Origin of the sequence: Membranihabitans marinus (genome assembly GCF_019802045.1) — a bacterium.
Classification (GTDB): Bacteria; Bacteroidota; Bacteroidia; order Chitinophagales; family Saprospiraceae; genus Membranihabitans; species Membranihabitans marinus_A.
Genome location: NZ_JAHVHU010000010.1, coordinates 197,703 through 221,303, shown reverse-complemented (window position 1 = coordinate 221,303; position 23,601 = coordinate 197,703). Strand labels below are relative to the sequence as shown.

At 43.7% G+C, this 23,601-nt stretch carries 15 protein-coding genes; 12 read left to right on the top strand and 3 right to left on the bottom strand.

The features are described 5' to 3' along the window. Positions 1–105 precede the first annotated feature (105 nt). The 7 genes from KUV50_RS12065 (at position 106) to KUV50_RS12035 (ending at position 10,634) form a co-directional block, all read left to right on the top strand. Positions 106–1,677, top strand: coding sequence for a sulfatase (locus tag KUV50_RS12065; protein WP_222580411.1), 1,572 nt, complete (start codon positions 106–108; stop codon positions 1,675–1,677). Next, a complete protein-coding gene (locus KUV50_RS12060; RefSeq protein WP_222580410.1) occupies positions 1,664–3,886 on the top strand; it encodes an alpha/beta hydrolase family protein in 2,223 nt (740 codons plus the stop codon). Before KUV50_RS12065 ends, KUV50_RS12060 begins: the two co-directional genes overlap by 14 nt. A gap of 129 nt (positions 3,887–4,015) precedes the next feature. Beyond that, entirely contained in the window at positions 4,016–5,353 is a 1,338-nt protein-coding gene (locus KUV50_RS12055) for a DUF3748 domain-containing protein (RefSeq protein WP_222580409.1), read from the top strand. An 82-nt stretch (positions 5,354–5,435) separates the two neighbouring features. Then, positions 5,436–6,377, top strand: coding sequence for an alpha/beta hydrolase family protein (locus KUV50_RS12050; protein ID WP_222580408.1), 942 nt, complete (start codon positions 5,436–5,438; stop codon positions 6,375–6,377). Between the two features lie 62 nt (positions 6,378–6,439). Continuing rightward, entirely contained in the window at positions 6,440–8,023 is a 1,584-nt protein-coding gene (locus tag KUV50_RS12045; protein ID WP_222580407.1) for a sulfatase, read from the top strand. Positions 8,024–8,027: 4 nt separating this feature from the next. Continuing rightward, on the top strand, positions 8,028–8,738 hold the full coding sequence (locus KUV50_RS12040) for an NRDE family protein (protein ID WP_222580406.1): 711 nt from the start codon (positions 8,028–8,030) through the stop codon (positions 8,736–8,738). Between the two features lie 66 nt (positions 8,739–8,804). Beyond that, a complete protein-coding gene (locus tag KUV50_RS12035; protein WP_222580405.1) occupies positions 8,805–10,634 on the top strand; it encodes a sulfatase-like hydrolase/transferase in 1,830 nt (609 codons plus the stop codon). A gap of 59 nt (positions 10,635–10,693) precedes the next feature. Here KUV50_RS12035 and typA read toward each other — a convergent pair whose 3' ends face one another. Then, positions 10,694–12,490, bottom strand: coding sequence for a translational GTPase TypA (gene typA / locus KUV50_RS12030; protein ID WP_222580404.1), 1,797 nt, complete (start codon positions 12,488–12,490; stop codon positions 10,694–10,696). Between the two features lie 225 nt (positions 12,491–12,715). Between typA and KUV50_RS12025 the strand changes: the two genes are divergently transcribed. Both KUV50_RS12025 and KUV50_RS12020 read left to right on the top strand, forming a co-directional pair. After that, positions 12,716–13,723 (top strand): acyl transferase, encoded by a 1,008-nt coding sequence (locus KUV50_RS12025; RefSeq protein ID WP_222580403.1) that lies wholly within the window; start codon positions 12,716–12,718, stop codon positions 13,721–13,723. 16 nt (positions 13,724–13,739) lie between these two features. Further along, entirely contained in the window at positions 13,740–14,585 is an 846-nt protein-coding gene (locus tag KUV50_RS12020) for a mechanosensitive ion channel family protein (RefSeq protein WP_222580402.1), read from the top strand. A 434-nt stretch (positions 14,586–15,019) separates the two neighbouring features. Here the strand turns inward: KUV50_RS12020 and KUV50_RS12015 are convergent, their stop codons facing one another. After that, the gene (locus KUV50_RS12015) at positions 15,020–16,102 is read right to left on the bottom strand and encodes an MlaD family protein (protein ID WP_222580401.1); all 1,083 of its coding nucleotides are present in this window, start codon (positions 16,100–16,102) and stop codon (positions 15,020–15,022) included. A gap of 251 nt (positions 16,103–16,353) precedes the next feature. Next, the gene (locus KUV50_RS12010; RefSeq protein WP_222580400.1) at positions 16,354–17,688 is read right to left on the bottom strand and encodes an N-acetylmuramoyl-L-alanine amidase; all 1,335 of its coding nucleotides are present in this window, start codon (positions 17,686–17,688) and stop codon (positions 16,354–16,356) included. 119 nt (positions 17,689–17,807) lie between these two features. On the opposite strand from KUV50_RS12010, the gene KUV50_RS12005 reads away from it, so the two are divergent. The 3 genes from KUV50_RS12005 (at position 17,808) to KUV50_RS11995 (ending at position 23,597) form a co-directional block, all read left to right on the top strand. After that, complete coding sequence (locus KUV50_RS12005; protein WP_222580399.1) at positions 17,808–20,621, top strand: putative LPS assembly protein LptD; 2,814 nt, start codon at positions 17,808–17,810, stop codon at positions 20,619–20,621. A gap of 226 nt (positions 20,622–20,847) precedes the next feature. Further along, on the top strand, positions 20,848–21,693 hold the full coding sequence (locus KUV50_RS12000) for an acyl-CoA thioesterase (RefSeq protein WP_222580398.1): 846 nt from the start codon (positions 20,848–20,850) through the stop codon (positions 21,691–21,693). Positions 21,694–21,857: 164 nt separating this feature from the next. Beyond that, positions 21,858–23,597, top strand: a complete 1,740-nt coding sequence (locus tag KUV50_RS11995) for a GMC oxidoreductase (RefSeq protein WP_222580397.1) — start codon at positions 21,858–21,860, stop codon at positions 23,595–23,597. The last annotated feature ends 4 nt before the right edge of the window (positions 23,598–23,601 follow it).

Sequence of the window (23,601 nt, the reverse complement as noted above, 5' to 3'; positions counted from 1 at the left end):
GAACTCATGAAAATCCAGATTTAAGGATTAATTTCCCATTGGCTATTCATAAGATCCGGAATTAAATCGGGATAATTTTACTATATTGGTCGGGAAAATTAATTTATGAGACGTTGGTTCTTATTTTGTTATTTCATTGTTATTCTGACGTCAGCTTATAGTCAGAAAACACCCACCCGACCCAACATCCTCATTTGCATCTCCGACGATCAATCCTTCCCTCACACCTCCGCGTATGGTACTGACTGGGTCAACACCCCGGGCTTTGACCGGGTGGCCCGCGAAGGCATTCTTTTTATGAACGCTTACACGCCCAATGCCAAATGTTCGCCTTCCAGATCCTGTATCATCACCGGACGGAATTCCTGGCAGCTCGAGGAAGCAGCCAATCATGTGCCTTTCTTCCCGGAGAAATACGTCACATATGCCGAAGCCCTGAAAGAAGCCGGATATCGTACTGGCTACACCGGCAAAGGGTGGGCACCGGGTGATCCGGGAACAATGAACGGGCAAAGAAGGGAACTCCTCGGCTCCAATTATAGTGCCCTCAAAACCACCCCACCAGCGAAGTACATTTCAGGTACGGATTACAGTGCCAATTTTGAAGCTTTTCTGGAAGGCAACAATGGGGACGAACCCTTTTGTTTTTGGTATGGCGGGCATGAACCGCACCGCAGGTATGAGTATGGGGCTGGCATAAATAAAGCGGGCAAAAAGTTAACCGATATCGATGACGTTTTTGAATTCTGGCCGGACAATGATACCGTGCGCACCGATATCCTGGACTATGCTTTTGAGATTGAATATTTTGATCAACACCTGGTCCGTATTTTGGAAATTCTCGAAGATCAGGGACAGCTGGAAAATACGATTGTTGTGGTCACCTCAGACAATGGTATGCCCTTTCCCAGGGTCAAAGGACAATCTTATGAGCATTCCAATCACCTGCCGTTGGCAATCATGTGGAAGAACGGAATTTCCGATCCGGGCAGGAGCTATGATCCATTCGTGAGTTTTACCGACTTTGCTCCGACTTTCCTCGATGCCGCCGGAGTGAATGGTGAACATTATGGCATGCAGCCCATGGAAGGAAACAGCCTGGTACCTGTTTTTCAAAATCGTTCCGATCCAAACCAACGAGATTTTATGGTCATCGGAAAAGAGCGTCATGATCTGGGAAGACCCGAAGACACCGGATATCCCATTCGCGGAATTGTTCAGGATAGTCACCTTTATCTGATCAACTACAAACCCAATCGCTGGCCCGCCGGAAATCCGGAAACCGGTTACATGAATACCGATGGATCACCGACCAAAACAATGATCCTGAATGAGCGTCGATTGAAAGATCAGAGTCTTTATTGGCAATGGAATTTTGGAAAAAGGGATGGGGAAGAATTGTATGATCTGGCCAGAGATCCCGATTGTGTCCATGATTTGTCCGGTCAGGATTCTTACCAACCATTAAAGGAAAAACTGAAGTCATTACTGCTTCGGGAACTGAGAGAAGAAGGTGATCCCAGGGTTTTTGGAAATGGGGACATATTTGAAGAGTATAATTATTCGGAAGAGCGAAACCGTCATTTTTATGAACGATTTATTCGGGGTGATGATATCAAGGCCGGATGGATCAATCCAAGTGATATAGAAAAACAATCGATCAATGAAAGACCTTAATGCTACAATTATGATGAGAACATCACTAACTAATCCTTGTTTTATTGTCCCTCATATCCGCGCTGGAGTAGGAGAAAATCTTCTTGTCCGCCGAAACTTTAGTGTAGGAAGAAACCTCAACCCCATTGTTATTGCTTCAATCTGTCTATTTTTACTGTTTGCGGGAAATAGAACTATTCAGGCACAGGAACGGGATCTGGATGTATATCCCTATTGGAACTCCTACCAGACCGATGTCACCAATACCCTGTACAAAGTACTGGCTAATCGGGCGTTTGAACAGTTGGATGAACGAAAAAAGAATATAGATGGATTAAACTCAAAACAAGCCTGGTTGGACAGGCAGCAATATGTCAAGTCCACCTTGGCAGAAATAGTGGGACCTTTTCCTGAAAAGACGCCGCTGAATCCTGTAATCACTGATACACTGTACCAAGATGGCATGCGGATTGAAAAACTGTATTACGAATCCAGACCAGGCTATTATGTGACAGCGATGTTTTGTCGTCCGGAAAAGACGACCGACCCACTTCCTGCTATCTTGTTTTGCAGTGGTCATGCTTCAGAAGGATTTCGCAGTGAAACCTACCAACATATGATATTTAATTATGTCAAAAAAGGATTTGCGGTCCTGGCTTTTGACCCGATCGGACAAGGCGAACGGATCCGATACCTGGATGAAAATGGCAAGCCTAGAATGGGAGCGACCCATGAACATTCCTATCCGGGATCACAAGCTTTTTTGGCTGGGATTTCTCCGGCGAATTATTTTATCTGGGATGGGATACGGAGTGTGGATTACCTGCTGTCCCGGAATGATGTGGATCCGGATCGGCTGGGTATTACCGGACGATCGGGAGGGGGTACGCAAACAGCCTATATAGCAGCCGTTGATGATCGCATATATGCCGCAGCTCCGGAATGCTACATTACCACTTTTGATAAATTACTGAAGTCACGAGGACCTCAGGATGCGGAGCAAAACTTAATGTACGGTATTTCCAAAGGAATAGATATGCCGGATTACATTGAAGTGCGGGCACCCAAACCGACCTTGATCGTGAGTACGACGCGCGATATATTTAGTATACAGGGCGTCCGGGATACCTACGAGGAGGCGCAAAAAGCCTATAAATTCCTCGGGAAGCCTACTCACCTCCAAAAAATTGAAGACGATGCCGGACATGCATCAACGGTTCAAAACCGGGAAGCAACTTATGCTTTTTTTCAAAAGCATCTTCGAAACCCGGGTTCATCAAAAGATGAGGAAGTCCAATTGTTTGACCTGAAAGAACTCTGGGTGACATCTAAAGGAAACCTATACAAAGAATGGGGTGGCGAAGATATGTATAGCCTCACAATCAAAGATTTTAACGACCAAAATGTCGAACAACCAGCTTCCAAGGTGGATCTGAGAATTAAAATCATTGAATTATCTGGTTATCAATCGGATTTTGATCCATCAGAAGTCGTTTTTTCGGGACGTACACAGTATAAAGACATCGCTGTTGAAAAGTACCTCGTCCAGGGAAGTGGTGATTATTACTTGCCTGTGGTATGGATGAAACCCCATCAAAGCAATAATAAAGTGATTCTTTGGGTGGACAGTGAAGGAAAAAAAGAAATTGGAAAAAGCGGGGGTTCTGTGGACAGATGGCTTCAATCCGGGTACTCGGTGGTACTATCGGACCTGAGTGGGATCGGTGAATTGGGTGGAGGATATCCAGGGGGCGATGCCCGAATTCAGAAGGTACCTTTGAATATCTGGTATGCGGGAATATTGACCGATAAAAGTTTGGCTGCTTTACATGGAGAAGAGATCGCCAGATTACGTGACTTTATCAATAGATCAAAAGAGAATTTAGGAGATCTCATCTTATTTGCGGGAGGTCTGGCGGGACCGGAACTATTGCACATCGCGTTTTTGGAAGACTGGGAAGAGCGGGTTGTATTGATCGAGTCTCTGGCCAGTTATCGATCTATTCTGGATGACCGGGAATACGATGCACGATACCTGATGTCTGCTGTGGCCGGAGGGATTCAATACTACGACATTCCTGATCTCATCAATTCTTTTGATAATAATATTTTAATCGTTGATCCTGTGAATGGAGCTGATAAGACGTACAAGGGGAAGGAATTACCCGCCGCTGTGTTTTCTTCCAACGAGAATGACCGGTTTGAAAAAATAAGAGCGTGGATCGAGTAATCGATCCGTGATAATTTTCAGTGCCCTTTATTTTATCTAATTCGAATCATGTTTTACAATAAAAAATTTTTTTCTCTTTTAGCCGCAATAGGAGGTGCCGCAATAGGAGGTATTATAATCCAGGGGTGTATGATGAATACTAAAACCAAAATATGGACAGAAAATCAGATCACGACTGAAGAGTACGGTCATTTTTTAAACCCGACCCAGTCTTTTTCTCCGGATGACCAATGGATTATTTATGATACACGCAATGCGGATCCGGATATTGGACGAACCGGGCGGATCGAACGGATAAACCCGAAAAGCAAAGAAGTGGATACCGTTTATCAATCGGTTGGTCAAAGTGAATACGGTCCTGGTGTGGGTGCAGCTGCTTATTCCACGGTCGATGATCGTGTAATCTTTATACATGGACTACCCAATGCTGATAAAGAGCGACCCTATGGAATCTCACGACGTACAGGAACAGGTGTGCATTTTGACCAACCTGATCAACTTATCCACTATGATGCCCGTGATATTTCTTCACCATATACCCTTGGCGCACTGCGTGGCGGATCGCACGCCCACTCCTGGAGCGGGGATGGAAGCTGGATCTCCTTTACTTACAATGACGAAGTCATGGCAGACCTTGCTCTGACTGATACTTCCGTCAAAAATCTTCGTATGGTGGGCGTCATGGCGCCCTGGGGCGCCGTTAAAGTTCCGGATGATGATCAGGAGGAGAATAATAATGGTACAATGTTTTCCATGATCGTCTCCCGGGTCACAGAAAGTCCCCGTCCCGGTTCGGACGAAATATCAAAAGCCTATGAAGACGGCTGGATCGGTCAGAATGGTTACGTGGATGCATCGGGAAAACATCACCCGAAGGCGGTGGCTTTTCTGGGTGATGTGCGGGATGGCGAAGGGCAAGTGGTGACCGAAGTGTTTGTGGTGGATTTGCCGGAGGAAAAACCGGACCTTTCCGAAGAGGAGCAACTCAAAGGAAATGATCATTCCAGGCCCATGCCACCTTCGATGGTTCAGCAACGTCGCGTCACCTTTACATCAGAACGGAAATACCCAGGCGTTCAGGGACCCCGCCAATGGATGAAAAGTTCGCCGGATGGTGCCGTCTTGTATTTTATGATGAAAGATGATCATGGCTTGATCCAATTGTATTCAGTACCGACTGCAGGTGGGGAAGTCAGACATATTACTTCAAATGATTTCTCGATGGAGACTGCTTTTGATATCGACCCATCCGGGAAGTTTGCAGCGTATGGTTCTGATGAGAAGATCTACTTGACCACCTTGGAATCCGGCGACACCAAATGCGTCACTCCGCAAGTGGCGAAAAATTATGCCGGGTTGCGGGCCATTCAATGGTCCCATTCTGGCAAATACCTAACCTACAACCGAAAGGTTCAAGACCATGATTCATCGTATTTTCAAATTTTCACCTTATCAAAAGATGAGTAAAAAGGACTATTATCTATTTTTTATATTCATATTATCCTTATTTACAGCGTGCGTAAACACCAAGAGTGTGAATCAATCTGCTATGGATAAGAACGAAACTCCCATTCGATACGATGATACCCGTCCCGGCCATTGGCCAGAACCCTTTGAAGAAATTAAAATCGTGTCTACCCTTGATTCAGCCACACAAAAAGCTTGGTTTTATAAACCAAAAGATACAACGCCTCGTCCCTTATTAATTTCCTTGCATACCTGGAGTGGCGATTATAATCAGAAAGATACTCTGGCCAAAATGGTTCTTGAAAAAGATTGGATTTATATCCATCCGGATTTTCGGGGACCCAACTGGACTTCAAAAGCATGCTGCAGTAAATATGCTCTGGAAGACATCGATCAGGCCATTGATTTTGCTATAGCGCATGCCAACGTCGATACCTCGCGTATATATGTCAACGGGGTAAGTGGTGGTGGCTATACTGCCCTGGCGGTGTATATGCGGTCGCGTCATCCCATTCATACGATATCAGCCTGGGTGCCAATTTCTGATCTGGCTGCCTGGTTTAATCAATCACGGATTCGGAAAAATGGGTACAGCGATCATATATTGGCTTGTACCGGATCTGCGGAGAAGATTCTTAATGTGGACGAAGCCATCGCCCGTTCACCGATCTATTGGCGTACTCCGATAAGAGAAACACGGCTGCACATATATGCCGGCGTTTATGACGGTATTCAAGGGAGCGTGCCTATTACCCAATCGATCAATTTTTATAATAAGCTGGTCAAAGACTTCAAAGCGAGAGATCAAACAGATCAAATTAATGAAAGAGACGAGGGGGCCCTCGTTCAGCCCGAAGAAATCCTTTACTTATTGGAACATCGAAAACCGTTGAAGAATATGGGGGTGATCGGAGACCGGAAAATCTGCTTGCAAAAGGAACATAATAATATCAGTTTGATCATTTTTGAAGGAAACCATGAAATGTTGCCTGAAGTGGCTTTTGAAATTCTTATGAACGATTAAATAGTATGATTTTATCAGGAAAATCAGTATTATGTATCCTGTTGTCATTTAAAATTAAATTTATGCGGTTTCCAATACTAATTGGTCTTTTGTTTCTCATGTTCAGCTCTGTATCGGGGTATTCACAGGATCGCCCGAACATTCTCTTTGCCATCAGTGATGATCAATCTGCTTTGCATACCTCCTATGAAGGTTGTTCATGGATTAATACGCCGGCTTTTGACCGGATAGCACGAGAAGGCATTTATTTTGAAAATTGCTACGCTGGTTCTCCGGGGTGTGCGCCGTCCCGAAGTACGCTGGTGACCGGTCGGTATCATTGGCAGAATGAACAAGCCGGGCAACACGCTTCTGGGTGGCTGGACAAATATGTGCCTTTTGTGGATTTGTTAGCGGCTAATGGGTATCATACGGGCTACACAGGAAAGGGCGTTGGCCCCTTCAAGTATGGAGCGTCACCGTTACGCCGTCAGAATGCCGCAGGCAAAGAATACAATGACATCCGTTATTCTAAGGAGGATAAAACCAGATTTGGATCGGAAATTAGTTCAAAACATTATTTTGCCAATTTCAAAAATTTCATGGAGGAGAAAAGGGATGGTGATCCATTTTTCTTTTGGTATGGCGGCCATGAACCACATCGGGCTTTCGAAGAAGGATCCTGGAAAGCCCGGGGTAAATCACTGTCTGAGGTCGATGTTCCCGCATTCTTGCCGGATAATGATACGATACGTGGCGATTTGCTGGATTATGCGGTAGAAATAGAATGGTTTGACCATCACCTGCAGCTTATGCTTGATTATCTGGAAGAGATTGGTGAATTGGAGAATACCATTGTCGTGGTCACCTCAGACAACGGGATGGCTTTTCCACGAGCCAAAGCCAATGGCTACGATTACGGTATCAATGTTCCCTTGGCGATCCGGATGCCCCGTCAAATAGTAGAGGGGCGTCACATAACGGATCCAGTTAGTTTCGTTGATTTTGCACCGACGTTTCTAGAATTAACGGGTACCTCTGAAAATGGAATGTTACCCATCACCGGGCAGAGTATGGTTCCACTGTTGGAGTCAGAACAATCCGGTCTGGTATTGGATGCTGACCGATTTGTACTGACCGGACGAGAACGTCATTCATCATCCAGGTACAAAAATTGGGGGTATCCGCAACGTACGCTGCGACAAGGTTATCTGCTTCTGGTGTGGAATATGAAACCGGACCGTTGGCCAGCCGGAGCACCTCAACGATTGTTGTCAGAAGGATCTAGAAAAACCCATCCCATGTACGGAATTGACAGTACCGGTGTTCATCAATCCCAATGGGCGTTTACAGATATTGATGCTTGTCCTACGAAATCTTTTATTGTCGAACACCATGATGTGGGCCCCTGGAAGAAGTATTTTGACTGGTCGGTGGCTAAGCGGCCGGAATGGGAATTGTACGATGTGTACAACGACAAAGCCTGTTTGCACAATCTAATCGATCAGCCCGGCTGGGAAGAAAAAGGTGAGGAAATGAAGAAACTGTTGCGTAAAGAGCTGGACCGAACGAATGACCCCCGAATTGTGGGGCCGGATAAAGAGGTATTCGATTCCTACAAGCGGTACAGCCCAATGCGGTATTTTCCAAAACCCGCAACGGAGTAGACCGATGTGTACAGTAACATTTATTCCCTTCCAGCATTCAGATTATGTACTGACCCAAAACCGGGACGTCAGTACCCGAAGACCCAAAGCTGAACCGCCTGATTACCATGATTATCGGGGAAGATCTTTATTTTACCCCATCGATGTCAAGGGAGGAGGAACCTGGAATGCAGTATCATCCAGCCATCAGGCTTTTATTTTGAATGGTGCTGATTATGATTATTATCCGAACTTTGAGGCACCAAAAAGTCGTGGTTCATTGTGCTTGGATCTCTTGGTTAATGGGAAAGATTTCATGGAAAATCACGAATTTGCGGACTACGACGATTTTACGCTGGTATATTTTCCGAGGGACCGTGCTTCAGACATGGATGAATGGCGATGGAATGGTGAAAAATTATTGCATCGAACAAGACCGATTGATGAGCCCTATATGTGGATTTCACGGGGGATGTATACCAGGGATGATTTTAACCAAAAAAGACATGCGTTTCACCGGTTTTTAAAAGATACCGGGAAAGTAGATTTTTCGGAATTTTCCGAAAATATATGGTCGTTTCATCACCGAAAATCGGTCGCGGATCTCGAAGGTTTTTTGATATCAAGAGCCCATCATCACCTGGGAACCGTTAGTGTAGTGCAGGTCATGCAAGAAGAGGGCGTTCTGACATCCCGATATGAAGACCGTACAGATTTCTATGAGCGCCCGACATGAGGCGGGTGTTTTGTGGATTTATCATTATATTCGGATTGTTGAATCAATAACCACAAACTCTATACCGTGAAATATATACTGATTTTCTCGCTCTTCGTTTGGTTTAACTGGCTGTCATCCGCTCAGGCCCAGACTGAAGGAACGCAACCCAATATCCTCTGGATCGTCAGCGAAGATAATAGTCCTTTTATCGGTGCTTATGGTGATAAATTTGCGACAACGCCCCATATCGATCAATTGGCACGGGAAGGTGTCCTGTATGAGAATGCTTTTGCCTCCGCTCCGGTGTGTGCACCATCAAGGTCCACTCTGATTACCGGCGTATATCCAGTCTCGATGGGAACCCAGCATATGCGCAGTACGTATCCTATTCCGGATATGATTGAATTTTATCCGCGGTACTTACGGGAGGCGGGTTATTATACCACCAACAACAGCAAGAAAGATTATAATACCGATGACCAATCCAAAACATGGGACGAGTCCAGCAATAAAGCGACCTACCTCAACCGAAAGGAGGGACAACCCTTTTTTGCCATTTTCAATATTGGAATCTCTCACGAAAGTTCTATTCATGATTCCATCCCCATAGAAGACCTTCGTCATGATCCGGAAGCGGTGCCTATCCCGCCTTACCACCCCAGGACATCCGCGATGAAACATGATTGGGCACAGTATTATGACAAAATGGAGGACATGGACGCACGGGTGGGGGCGATTTTAGCAGATCTGGAGGCGTCGGGAGAGGCTGATAACACTATTGTGTTTTATTACAGCGATCACGGCGGAATCCTGGGGCGGAGCAAGCGATTTTTGTTTGAGTCAGGCTTGCGGATCCCATTGGTTATTCGATTTCCGGAAAAATACAAGAATCTGGCACCCGGGGCAAGTGGATCACGAACTGATCGCTTGGTGTCGTTCATCGATTTTCCACCCACTATTCTTAGCCTGGCTGGTTTATCTGTTCCGGATTATATGCAGGGAACTGCCTTTTTGGGAAAACAAAAGGGACGCGATGAGGAATATGCTTTTGGATTTCGCGGACGGATGGATGAACGGATTGATATGTCACGTACTGCCCGGGATAAACAATACCGGTATACCCGGAATTTTATGCCACATAAAGTTTACGGACAATACCTGGAGTACCTTTGGCGGGCACCTTCTATGAAATCCTGGGCCGACGCCTATGATCATGGAACGCTCAATGAAACCCAATCCCGGTTTTTTGAGCCAAAAGAAATAGAAGAACTTTATGATATTACCAATGATCCCGATAATATCAACAATCTGGCGGATGATCCGGCTTATAAGGAGGTGTTGGATCGCATGAGTCAGGCCACGATGGATTGGATGATCCGGATAAAAGATGTCGGTCTGATCCCGGAAGCTATGGTAGAGCGGATTACAGAGCACACCACGATGTATGAATATGCCCGGTCAGGACAATACCCGATTGAACAATTGCTACCCCAGGTAGAGCGGATGACCAAAGGAGACCAACCCGCCATTCGAAAAGGATTGAAAAATAAGAATCCAATACTCCGGTATTGGGCGGCAACTTCTGCAGCCATGTACCCGGAGATGAGCGCGGTATTGGTCCATGATATTCAGGCATTGGCGCAGGATGATGAAGTCACCGTACAGATCGCAGCAGCCGAAGCGCTGTATCGTATGGGACAGACTACATTGCCTCAGGACATTTTGATCCGAGCCTTGAAAAATAAATACGAGAAAGTCAGGTTTCAAGCACTCAATGTTCTATTCAATTTTGAGGAGAAAGACCTGGAGCCAGTATGGACCGCTATCCGGCAAATCGTGCCCGCTGATCCGAAAAATCGAAAGTACGACGTTCGAGCGGCACGGGGATTACTGAAGAAATATGGTGCAGGTTGATGTAAGGAACTTGCAGCCCTGGATGGTGAGTGAGCATAGTACCTTACATCTGTGCATATTTACACCTTCACTTTTTTCCGCTCATTTTCTTTAAGATAAATTTTTCGGATACGAAGGCTTTCCGGCGTTACTTCCAAGTATTCATCCTGCTCGATATATTCCATGAATTGTTCCAGGGACATTTCCACCGGGGGAGCCATTTTGGCTTTGTCATCCGATCCGGAGGCGCGCATATTAGTGAGTTTTTTCGTTCTGGTCACATTGACGACAAGATCGTTTTCACGGTTGTTTTCACCGACGATCTGACCCTCGTAAACATTTTTACCCGGTCCCACGAAAAAGTGGCCCCGGTCCTGGAGCTTGTCCATGGCATAGGGAATGGTCGTGCCACCTTCCATGACAATCAGACTTCCTTTGTTTCGGCTGGGAATATGACCTTTGTGGGGGCTGTAGTGTGAGAATCGGTGCGCCATAATAGCTTCCCCTGCTGATACATTCATCACGTATGTTCTCAATCCGATAATCCCTCTGGACGGAATTTCAAATTCAAGATGCATCAAATCACCCTTCGGTTCCATGACAAGCATTTCACCTTTTCGCTGGCTGATCGTTTCGATGATTTTTCCACTGGCTTTTTCAGGGGTATCTATGGTCAATTGCTCGATCGGTTCGTTTTTCACGCCATCGATTTCTTTGAACAGCACTACTGGTTTTCCAACCTGCAGTTCATAGCCTTCCCGACGCATCGTTTCAATCAAAACACTCAGGTGCATGACACCCCGGCCAAAAACCTGGAAGGAATCTGGGGAATCGGTATCTTCAACCCGCAGAGCCAGGTTTTTTTCTGTCTCGGCGTGCAATCTTTCTCTGAGGTGCCTGGATGTAACAAACTTACCTTCTTTTCCAAAAAACGGCGAGTCATTGACAGTAAACAACATGCTCATCGTAGGTTCGTCAATGGTAATTGGTGCCATTCCTTCGGGGTCTTCAATGTCCGCAATGGTGTCACCAATGTCAAACCCTTCGATACCACTGATTGCACAAAGATCGCCGGCCTTGACCTCATCAACTTTTTCTTTGCCCATTCCCGTAAATGTAAATACATCTTTGGTTCTGGATTTTTCTTTTGTACCGTCTCTCTTTACCAGCGTTACAGGCATGTTGGGCTTGATCGATCCACGGGTAACCCGGCCGACTGCGATCCGTCCGATATAATTGGAATAATCGATGGAGGTGATCTGAAGCTGAAGTGTACCTGTAGAGACTTCCGGTGGAGGAATCGTATCGATCACCATATCGAGCAAAGCACTCATATCTGTGGTGGGTTCGTTCCAGTCCAGGGACATCCAGCCTTGTTTGGCAGATCCGTAGATGGTTTCAAAATCGAGTTGATCCTCATTGGCATCGAGATGAAACATGAGGTCGAAAACATCTTCCTGCACTTCGCCGGGCCGGCAATTGGGTTTGTCGACTTTATTAACCACGAGGATGGGCTTTTTCCCCAGTTGGATGGCTTTACTAAGCACATACCGTGTCTGAGGCATGGGGCCTTCAAATGCATCCACAATGAGCAACACCCCGTCTGCCATGTTGAGCACACGTTCCACTTCACCGCCAAAATCTGCGTGACCCGGGGTGTCAATGATGTTGATCTTGACTCCTTTGTAAATCACAGAAACATTCTTTGAAACTATCGTAATGCCGCGTTCCCGTTCAAGATCGTTGTTATCGAGGATCAGGTCTGATTGTGCTTCCGGATCTCTGAAAATTTCAGTGAGGTGAAGAATTTTGTCGACCAGGGTGGTTTTCCCGTGATCTACGTGAGCGATAATAGCGATGTTCCGGATATCTTGCATAAGGTATTTTTTAATTTAAGGGCGCAAAGGTACGTTTATTATCATTGATATTTTAATTTATTTTTAAAATTACACGATACTACGCTTCTCCTTCCAGCCTTTATTCTCAGTAAGTGGAGTGCTTGTATAATTAAAAACTAATTTTATTTATGATTGTTCAAGACGATTGGATGTACCCGGGATGAGAGGGGATATCAGGGACATTTTGTAATTTTGCGATTATGGATGCACAGGAAGATTTTTATGACAATGGAATATGAACGGCAAAAAATCGTGGATAAACTACTTTCTGGAAGTTACAACTTCGAAGAAATGGCCTTTGAAATTTACTACTTTCAGTTAAAAAACAACCCGGTATATCAGGAGTTTTGTCGACATCTTGGATCTCCAAAGCATCCAGGTAAGTTATCTGAAATTCCTTTTTTGCCTGTTCGCTTTTTTAAGACCCATCCCATTCAGACTGGCGACTTTTCGCCGGAGATGATCTTTAAATCATCGGGGACTACAGACACCGGGAGAAGCCGGCACATTGTCCGGAGCCGAAAGATATATGACATCGTATCAACCCGAATTTTCGAGTCCGCTTATGAGGACCTGGATGAATTTATTTTATTGGCATTGCTACCATCATACATGGAACAGGGCGATTCATCGCTTATTTATATGATCAGGCGATTTATGATTCAAACCGGAAATTCTGAAAGCCAGTTTTATCGCTATGATTTTGACCAGTTGGCAAAAGATCTACAGAATTATTTTGCCGGCTCTAAAAAAATTATACTTTGGGGGGTGACATACGCATTACTTGATTTTGCTGAAAAACATCAGTTTGATATGAAAGATCATATCGTTATGGAAACAGGCGGAATGAAAGGACGTCGAAAAGAATTGATTCGAGAGGAAGTACATTCTATTCTAAAAGAAAATTTACACTGTGAAAAAATTCACTCGGAGTATGGAATGACGGAGTTGCTGTCGCAGTGTTATTCTTCAGGTGAAGGAATATTTCAAATGAGCGCTTCGATGAAAATTCTCTCGTTTGACATCACGGATCCCCTGACGGTTTTACCGGATGGACAATCCGGACGGTGCCATGTGATCGATCTGGCAAATATGGATAGTTGTAGCTTTATTGCTACGGATGATGTGTGTCGTACGTACGGGCAGGAATTCGAGATTCTGGGAAGAACAGATTCTGCAGATGTTCGTGGATGTAATTTAATGTATCTATAAATTTTTAAATACAATTATGAAGGAATCATTAGAATGGTTGGAAGCAATAGTGGCTGAGTATGCACCTAAACTCGTACTGGCTGCTTTGACATTGGTTATCGGATGGATCGTAATCAAATGGATCGTAAAATTACTGGACAAAGCGATGCTGCGATATGGCATAGATCTTTCACTAAGAAATTTTCTTAAGACAGCATCCGGTGTGGTCTTAAAGGTTTTATTGATTATTAGCGTAGCGAGTACATTCGGTATCGCAACAACCAGCTTTGTAGCTGTTCTGGGAGCTGCTGCATTTGCTGTAGGAATGGCCTTGCAGGGAAGCCTGAGTCATTTTGCCGCTGGCATTTTAATCATGCTTTTCAAACCTTATCGAATCGGGGATTATGTGGAAATAGCAGATCAATCGGGTACAGTGAAAGAGATTCAGGTTTTTACCACTTTGTTGACCACCCCAAACAACAATTTGGTAATCGTTCCCAATGGCCAGGTGTTGGATGGTTCGATTGTCAATTATACCACGATGGGAACACGGCGTCTGGCCATGGAGTTTGGAATTGGTTATGACGATGATATTGATCTGGCGCGTTCAATTATTGAACGTTTATACCGAAATCATGAAGCCATTTTACAAGAAGAACCGATTGATGTTTTCGTCGCTTCCCATGGTGGATCATCCGTGAACCTGTCGGCGCGAGCCTGGGTCAAAAGCGATGATTACTGGCCCGTTCACTTTTACATGATGGAACAGGTCAAAAAGGAGTTTGATAAAGCAGGAGTAGGGATTCCTTACCCACAAATGGATATTCATTTTCCGGATCAGGCAAAAAATGAAAGTGCTCCAGAGAAGATTGAATCTGCATAAAAGATGTGATAAAGCTGATGCTGAAGCGTAAATGTCGTTGCATTAAAGTTCATTCCAGGTACCGTAGGGTGTGACTTAACACGCAAAAGTCAATCGTCACCCAAAATTGGGCTATGTAATATGCCCAATTTTGGGAATTAAGCAATTGATGCACTGGGAATTATGCATCATAATAGTTTGATGTGGTGAATAAAGCGGGTTAACATTTATCAAGCGGCATAGGAAAGTGTCTTCCACCGTTGTAAGCTGGTGGAAGACACCTTCATGTGAGGTTTACGTTTGAATCAGGTCGCAGCTATTGAAGTGTATTCCGCTCTCCATATCTCATGCGCGTCATGCAGAAAAGATCACGATATGATACCGTTGTATCCTGGTGGCAGGTCAGCTGGGCTGTGTGCTACATACAGGAGACAATCGAAAACTTGATTTATGTCTTACTGACTTGTCGTATCGCGGAGTTCCATGGCCGGATCATTCTCAGGCAAGGTGTAATCTTTTGATTTTTTGCCGAATACACTGACATTAACGTACCGCTTTGGATTGAGTCTGAAATCTTGTAGCAGTAGATCGAGATTTTGAAGTGTCGAGTTCAATTCGCCATAGATTTCATCTTTTTTAATGAGCTTACCCAAAGTTCCTTCACCTTGATTCAATGCTTGTAAAACGGAGCTGAGACGATCGGAGGTCGTTTCCAGGGATTTAAGTGTTTCTTGAGTTTGATCACCTGCTTTTCCTAGTTTTTCCAAGGCAGTATTGGTATTGTTCAGGGTTTTTTCCAGTCCACCATCTGCCAGCGTTCCCGTTAGGGTCCCGATGTTTTGGATAGTTTGATTCAGGCTTTCTTGTTTTTCAGCAATACCACCTGTGATTTTAGCAAGATTTTCGGTCACCTCATTCAACGCCTTTGAATTTGCGGCCATCATTTGATTCATACGAATGGAAGTTGATTCCAGGTTGTGCACTGTGTTTTTGACACTGGTAGTCAATTGTCCAATCTCTGAATTTTGAAATTCCGGATCGTCCATAATATGATTGAGCGTATCCATCATGCTACCCACCCCGCTTTTTAATTTGGCTATATATTCATCCAATTCGTCTGGTTGTAAGAATGATCCCAGAAAACTTAGCGTGGCTCCTTCGATGTATTCTTCGGATTCAATACAGTCGTCATTGCACGTTCCCGTGTAACTTAACTTGATCGCCATATCACCCATGACACCATCTGAATAAAGCTGTGCTACGGTATTTTGAGGTAACTTAACCTTTGGAAGAATTTCTAAACTAACGATAATGTTTTGCATGTTTTCAGGATCGATGTCAATGTTGTTCACATTGCCGACTTGGTAACCATTGATGTATACCGGTGCCGATACCTCTAATTGATAGATATTATCGTACTTAACATGGTAGATGGATTGACTTTTGAAAAGATTCTGACCTTTAAGAAAGTTGTATCCCCATATCAAGGATCCTAACCCTACGATTGCTAAAATTCCTATTTTTATTTCTTTGCTCATTCACTTTATTTCTTGGCTGTAATTCAAACACTATCTCGTGCAAATATAGTAATTATTGTAAATGCGTAACTCCAAATCACCGTTTCAACCCAAAATTAATGTGTCGAATTGACATTAATTTTAATGATATGTGGTAAAACGGTTCTTCGTCACTACTGATACAAATAAAAAAATCCGGATAAGTTAAAATCCGGATTTTTTAAAAGTTTATATCTCAAGGTAAACTTTCGTATTTGCATCATCAAGTCCTTTTATTGATCAGACATACCGACTGCTTCAGAAATGTCGACCCTATTCCCATTGTTGTACGCTACTACAAACGCACCTTCAAAACCTCTTTGCTTCATACGATCTTTCATTTTATTGGCGTCGCTATATTTTTCGATTCCGGTAATTTGATACTTGTACATTCCTTTTTCGTATCGGATGGATAGATTTTGAATATTTCTCCATTTTGATGCACTGAGATTGGCCTTTTTAGGTGTAGCAGCTAATTGGACACAAAACTCCAGTTCATTACCAGAGAATTCTTTTTGTTTTTTGGTCATTGGATTCTGGGATGGGGCAGGAGATAGCTCAGGACCATTATTGACACTGGCCACTAAGGTGCTTTCCGAAGATTCACTAGGACGAGGTGACGTGGTGGTCACCTGCGAAACTTTGTGCGGTGCATGTTTGATTTCTTTCGTTGGGTTATTAGCAGAACCGGGAGCAGACTGTACATCTGTTTTGACATCTGCCAAATGTGGATTGTTCTCAATTTGATTTCTATAATCTTCAAAAGCATCGATAAAACTTGCAATAATGCGACTCTGGCCGGTGGATGAATTCAGATATTGTTCTTCCTCTTTGTTGGTCAGAAATCCGGCTTCAAAAAGAATACTTGGCATGAAAGTGTGTCTAAGAACCAAAAATCCAGCTTGTTTTACTCCCCTGCTTTTTCGTTTGTTCTTGGTGACCAGGTTTGTTTCAAGACTATTTGCGAATGTCAGACTGCGGTCCAAAAATGTATTTTGGTACATATTGAGGATAATGTGTGAAATTTCTGAATTGGGATCAAAACCCTCATAATTCTCTTCATAATTTTCCTCTAAAAGGATCGCAGCGTTTTCTCGCTTAGCTACTTTTAAATTGTCATCGTTTCGGTGAAGACCCAGTACAAAAGTTTCAGAACCGCAGGCGCTGTGACTACCTGCTGCATTGCAGTGTATGGATATGAATAAATCTGCATTGGCTTTGTTTGCAATTTCTGCCCGTTCATGCAGTTCCACAAATTTATCTGTTTTACGGGTATATATTACTTCAATGTCCGGGTATTTACGCTCTATTTCTTGACCTAGTTTTAGAACCAGATCAAGCACGACGTCTTTTTCTTTGCTTTTGCTTCCCAACGCGCCCGAATCCTTTCCTCCATGACCTGCATCAAGTACAACTTTTTTGATTTTATCAGCGTTTTTCTTCACGTCATGATCACCCCCTCCGCCGCCAAAAGGCATGTGTGCAAAGGAAATATTAATTCCGAGTCCAATAGACAGGACGATCAGAAAAATCGTTTTACATTTGAGTGCGAAATTCACAAGAGACATAATGATGCGTTTAATTGTTTTGAATAAATGAGTTCTACTAAGCAAAGTATAAGCAAAAATCAAGCCAAAAACATTTGAAATCAATTTATTACATAGTAATTTTTATGTTAATTTGTTCGATGGAGCGCGTTTTTGCCCAGGATCCTCTATTGGATAACGCTTCAGACAGTGTATCTCTTGCGAATGATTCCTTAAAGTCCTCAGAAAATCTAGATGATATAATTCTATCCCCCGACGCTTTTTCCTCCAGTGCCAAATACGGGGCAGATCATAAAACATATTTTGATCCTCAAAAGAATCTTGTATACCTGTATGGAAACGCCTTTGTGGAATACGAACAGTTTTCCATTCGAAATGCGGATTATATTGAGGTAGATCTGAAAAAGAATATCGCGACCGCTCGATTATTGCCGGATAGTATGAAATTTTTGATTGGAAATACTGTCTATGATACGGTCGCGACCATCGTGGAAGATACAACGACCATCCCGGAAGAGGATGTTTTGCCTTTTGAAGATGAACTGATTGATGGTGTTCAAATCGATCCTATAACCGGCGAACCAATTGAGCCAGGAAGAGAGAATCGAGAAGCTCCGCCGGTGGATGGCGGGGGAGGACTCCCCGGTCATAAACCCGGAACACCGTTGTTTAGTGACGGAACCAATGAATTTGATGCAAATGAAATGCGCTACAACTTCAAAACCGGAAAGGGAAAGGTATATAATGCAGTGACCTTTCAAAGCAATCTGTATATACATGGAACCGAAACAAAGTTTATCGAAAGCCAGGATCCGAAGGATACTATTCAGACGATCTATAACAAAAATGCCATTTTTACCACGTGCAATGCACCAGTCCCGCACTTTGGAATATGGAGTAATAAACAAAAAATTGTTCCAAACAAAGAAGTGATTGTGGGACCTTCCAATCTCCAGATCATGGGCATTCCCACACCGCTGGTTTTGCCTTTTGGGTTTTATCCCATCGTATCTACTGCCAAGGAAGGACTGATCGTACCCAGTTATGAATATTCGCAACAGTGGGGTTTTGGATTGCGGGGCATCGGTTGGTATCAACCCATTAGTGAACACATGAACCTGACGGCACGGGGTGATATTTATTTTAATGGATCCTGGTTGGTGGACGTTCAGTCCAATTACCGAAAGCGATATAAATTTAACGGTGGATTTTCTGTCAGTTTTTCAAACCGTATTCAGGAATTGGCCAGTAGTTTGGAAAAACAAAAAAACAGATCGTTTGCCTTGCGGTGGAATCATTCTCAGGATCGATCAGCACATCCATATCAGAATTTTTCCGCCAGTGTGAATTTTACCACGAGTGGATTCGACAAGCTGAATTATAATCAGGCCAACCAGGTCCTGAACAACAATACCAGTTCACAGATTAGCTATCGCCGGGAGTTTCCGGGAACGCCTTTTAGCATGACCTCAAACATCTCACATTCTCAGAATTCCAACAATCGGTCCGTCAGCTTTACCTTGCCTTCTTTTGATCTGCGCATGCGTTCTTTACAACCCTTTAAGAAGAAGAAAAGTGTCGGAGATGAACAATGGTATGAAAAGATCTTGCTGACTTATAGCGGATCCTTCGATAATAAAATACAAACCACGGATACGACCATTTTTCAACCGGAATTGTGGAAAAGCCAGAAATACGGTGCACAACATCAGGTGGGGTTAAATGCGTCGTATCGGTTGTTGAAATACATCAGTGTGACGCCGAGTGTAAATCTCAATGAACGGTGGTATTTTGATAAAGTTAAACGAAATTTTGTTTCGGATCCGGTTATAGAATACGATACCGTCAGGACAGTCGATAATCAGTTAATCATTACCCGGGATACGGTCAGTTACGGCATGGTCGAAAAGGATACCACGAATGGGTTTTTTCCGGTTCATGATATCGGAGCTTCCCTGAATTTTCAAACCGCTTTATATTATACCAAGTTGTCCTCTAAAGGATGGTTTCGAGGATTCCGGCACGTAGCAAAACCTTCGGTCAGCCTTTCGTTCAAACCCGATTATGCGAATAGTCCCTGGAATTATACAGATACCTTGAATCGGATCGATCGCGGACCGGATTATATTGAACGCTATTCATTTTTTGAAGAAGGTATTTACGGCGCTCCTTCCACCAGCCAGGGTAATTTCAATGTATCGTACAGCCTTCGCAATGTACTCGAAGCCAAGCTTTGGAATCGACCGGATTCGACAGCTAAGAAAATTTCATTGTTTAAAACTTTTGACTTTTCAGGGAATTACAATCCCAAGGCCGATTCTCTTAATTTTTCAATGATTAATTTCAATGCCAATACGACCCTGTTTAAAGGCATTTCGTATTTTCGGTTTTCAACACAACTGGATCCGTATGCAGTTGATGAGAGAAATCGAAGAATTGATAAATTTTACTACAAGACGGGCGCTGGACTGTTTCGCTTCAACGGTCTTCGGGCGTCATTAAGCACAAATATGACAGTCGGTAAGATTCGGGAGTTTTTGCAAAAACCGGAACCCGATGCATCGTCCGACGATAAACAATCAAAAATTGCACGGTCAGAGGGTTTATTTGATAATTTTCGGGTATCTCATGAAATACGGTTTGTCTGGGACCCATCGAGAGATAAGGATGTGTTCCAATTATCGACCAATAATATTCGCATGTCCGGTAATGTTGACCTCACTGAGCATTGGGGTGTACGGGTGGGCAACTTTGGATACGACTTTCAGAGGAAGCAATTGACCTACCCTGATTTTGGTTTTACACGTGACTTACATTGTTGGCAGTTGTCATTTAGCTGGCAACCAACCCGGGGGACTTTTTTATTTAATATTAGAGTGAAAAATGCCCCACTGGACTTTATTGACTTACCTTACAATCGAGGTATTCAGGATTCAGGTTATTCGCCGTTTTAGATTTGATGGAGGTTGGAAACCGCAAAAGCAGAAAAATAAATCATTTTATCCCTCCTGCACTACTTATGGGACCTTTGGTATATGCATAAATCAATGGATATCTTTCGCACGACTAATAATATTTTATAGTAATTTTACGGACATACGCACCTTCTTCCGGGCGTGTTGGTTCCGCCTTATAAGGAATCATATCTGCCGGATATATAACCAAAATAAATAGATTATCATGAAATATATAGACCAAATCAGAATTGAAAAATCTGACAAAAACGAATATGTTGGTAAAAATTTCTCTATTGGTACCCGCCATATTTTTGGCGGACACGTTCTAGCACAAGCTATTCTGGCAGCTTATGATTCCGTGCCGGAAGACCGATACCTGCATTCATTGCACAGCTATTTTATTTTACCTGGAGATCAATCTGTCAATATCGTTTATCGTGTTAATGAAATTCGAGATGGCGGAAGTTTTAGTACGAGACGGGTACTTGCTGAGCAAAAAGGAAAAGTTATCTTTATAATGGCTGCATCGTTTCAAAAAGAAGAGCAGGGGTATACACACCAGGATCAGTCTCCGCAGGTTGCGCCTCCGGAAGAAGTTCAAAGTTTTGACGAAATGAAGAAAAAAATGTACGGATTCTTACCACCGGTCGCCAAACGATTGCTTGAAGTAGAATTCCCCTTTGAGTTCAAGCCTTTGGATTTGTCCAACCCGATGCTTCCAGGAAAATATGAACCGCGGAGAGATATCTATTTTAAATACAGATATGATGATTCTTTATCTCGGCCGGAAACAGATGCATTACTGGCTTACGTATCTGATTACAACCTCTTGTCGACGGCCATATTGCCACATGAAAAAGCCACTTATGAAAATACGATAATGGCTAGTTTAGATCATGCGATGTGGGTTTTCCGTCCTGTAGACATTCAGGAGTGGAATCTGTATAGTGTGAACAGCCCCATTGCCCGGTCAGCAAGAGGATTTACGACAGGGTCCATATACAATCTGAATGGCGAATGTGTATCACGGATTAGTCAGGAAGGACTGATCCGGCCGGTCACTACTTAGGATAAAAAGGTCTTGTCTTTTATTTTTTCAATTTGATAAATAATAATATCTTGGAGTTTGAATACAAAAAAGAGGCCGTGAACTATGTTTCACCTGGTTTATCATTTATTACATTTTAGTCTGAAATTAAGGGAACGTCCTGAGTGACGTCAAAAACAAAATATATGGCTTTTCAAATCAAAGAACAAGGAAAAGAGTACGATGTGGTTATCGTAGGCTCCGGTGCCGGAGGTGGCATGGCTGCCAAAACATTATCTGATGCGGGGTTGAAAATTGCGCTACTGGAAGCCGGACCTGATTTTGATTCCACGGATCCCGCCCAGAGAACGCAACTCAGGTGGCCCTGGGAATCACCGCGCCGGGGTGCTGGTTCTACTCGGGCATTTGGTGACTTTGATATGGCGTACGGGGGGTGGAACATAGAAGATGAACCCTATACACAAAAAGACGGATCCAATTTTCGATGGTTTCGGTCACGGATGTTGGGAGGGCGGACTAACCATTGGGGACGGATTTCACTTCGGTTTGGCCCGCTGGACTTCAAACGTAAAGATTATGATGGCAAGGGAGATAATTGGCCCATTAGCTATGATGACGTCGCCCCATATTATGATAAAGTTGATCAATTAATTGGGGTTTTTGGGACGAAAGAGAATATGCCCAATGAACCGGATGGTTATTTTTTGCCTCCCCCAAAGCCCCGGTTACATGAATTGTATGTCAGAGATTCCGTTTTGAAAATGGGAATTCCAATGATCCCTTCGAGATTGTCTATGTTGACCAAAAAGTTGGATGACCGTCGAGGACCTTGTTTTTTTTGCAGTCAATGCTCCCGTGGCTGTATGGTTTATGCAGATTTTTCATCGGCTTACTCCCTGATTCAGCCCACCATGACTGATGGGAACATTGAAATGTATCTGAATGCGATGGTTCGGGAGGTGATCACTGATGAAAACGGACGTGCTACCGGTGTTTCCTATATCAACAAGGAGGATATGAAGGAATACGTTGTAAAAGGTAAAGTGGTCGTGCTGGCTGCTAGTGCAGCAAGTTCCGCCCGAATTTTACTCAATTCCAAATCTCGTGCGCATCCGAACGGATTGGCCAATTCCAGTAATCATGTAGGTCGGTACATCCATGATTCTACAGGGTCAGGGATGATGGCTCTGATTCCTGAATTGATGGACCGACAACGATACAATGAAGACGGAGTAGGAGGGATGCATCTATACACCCCTTGGTGGGGCAATGATCAAAAACACGATGGGTTTACACGAGGTTACCACATTGAATATTGGGGTGGAATGGGCATGCCTGCGTATGGTTTTGGGTTTGGTATGGAGAATCTAAGTCGGTTGGTTCCAAGAGAAAATGGAGATAATCGACCTGGAGGATACGGAAAGCGTCTTAAAGAGGATGTTCGTCGGTTTTATGGATCTACGCTTGGGTTTGCAGGGCGAGGTGAATCGATACCACAGTATGATAATTATTGTGAAATCGATCCTAATACGGTGGATAGTTATGGAATTCCTGTGTTGCGGTTTCATTACAAATGGACCAACGATGAAGTAATGCAGGCAAAACACATGGTCGATACCTTCGAAGAAATCATACACAATATGGGAGGCATTGTTCTGGGCGAGAAACCCGGACCAGAAAGACAATATGGCTTAACCAAACCGGGTGAAATTATTCACGAAGTAGGTACCACACGCATGGGTAATGATAAGAATACCAGCGTACTCAATAAATACTGCCAGGCACATGATGTGGACAACCTGTTTGTGGTGGATGGCGGGCCTTTTGTATCACAGGCTGATAAAAACCCAACATGGACCATTTTGGCTCTTTCCTGGAGAACTTCAGATTACATTGTTGATCAATTGAAAAAACAAAATATTTAAATAA

Excerpts from the sequence above, each read along its gene's own strand:
- typA (WP_222580404.1), bottom strand. The coding sequence starts at position 12,490 with ATGCAAGATATCCGGAACATCGCTATTATCGCTCACGTAGATCACGGG.
- KUV50_RS12020 (WP_222580402.1), top strand. The coding sequence starts at position 13,740 with ATGAAGGAATCATTAGAATGGTTGGAAGCAATAGTGGCTGAGTATGCA.
- KUV50_RS12025 (WP_222580403.1), top strand. The coding sequence starts at position 12,716 with ATGCACAGGAAGATTTTTATGACAATGGAATATGAACGGCAAAAAATC.
- KUV50_RS12005 (WP_222580399.1), top strand. The coding sequence starts at position 17,808 with ATGGAGCGCGTTTTTGCCCAGGATCCTCTATTGGATAACGCTTCAGAC.
- KUV50_RS12050 (WP_222580408.1), top strand. The coding sequence starts at position 5,436 with ATGGATAAGAACGAAACTCCCATTCGATACGATGATACCCGTCCCGGC.
- KUV50_RS12055 (WP_222580409.1), top strand. The coding sequence starts at position 4,016 with ATGATGAATACTAAAACCAAAATATGGACAGAAAATCAGATCACGACT.
- KUV50_RS11995 (WP_222580397.1), top strand. The coding sequence starts at position 21,858 with ATGGCTTTTCAAATCAAAGAACAAGGAAAAGAGTACGATGTGGTTATC.
- KUV50_RS12065 (WP_222580411.1), top strand. The coding sequence starts at position 106 with ATGAGACGTTGGTTCTTATTTTGTTATTTCATTGTTATTCTGACGTCA.
- KUV50_RS12060 (WP_222580410.1), top strand. The coding sequence starts at position 1,664 with ATGAAAGACCTTAATGCTACAATTATGATGAGAACATCACTAACTAAT.
- KUV50_RS12045 (WP_222580407.1), top strand. The coding sequence starts at position 6,440 with ATGCGGTTTCCAATACTAATTGGTCTTTTGTTTCTCATGTTCAGCTCT.
- KUV50_RS12010 (WP_222580400.1), bottom strand. The coding sequence starts at position 17,688 with ATGTCTCTTGTGAATTTCGCACTCAAATGTAAAACGATTTTTCTGATC.
- KUV50_RS12015 (WP_222580401.1), bottom strand. The coding sequence starts at position 16,102 with ATGAGCAAAGAAATAAAAATAGGAATTTTAGCAATCGTAGGGTTAGGA.
- KUV50_RS12040 (WP_222580406.1), top strand. The coding sequence starts at position 8,028 with ATGTGTACAGTAACATTTATTCCCTTCCAGCATTCAGATTATGTACTG.
- KUV50_RS12000 (WP_222580398.1), top strand. The coding sequence starts at position 20,848 with ATGAAATATATAGACCAAATCAGAATTGAAAAATCTGACAAAAACGAA.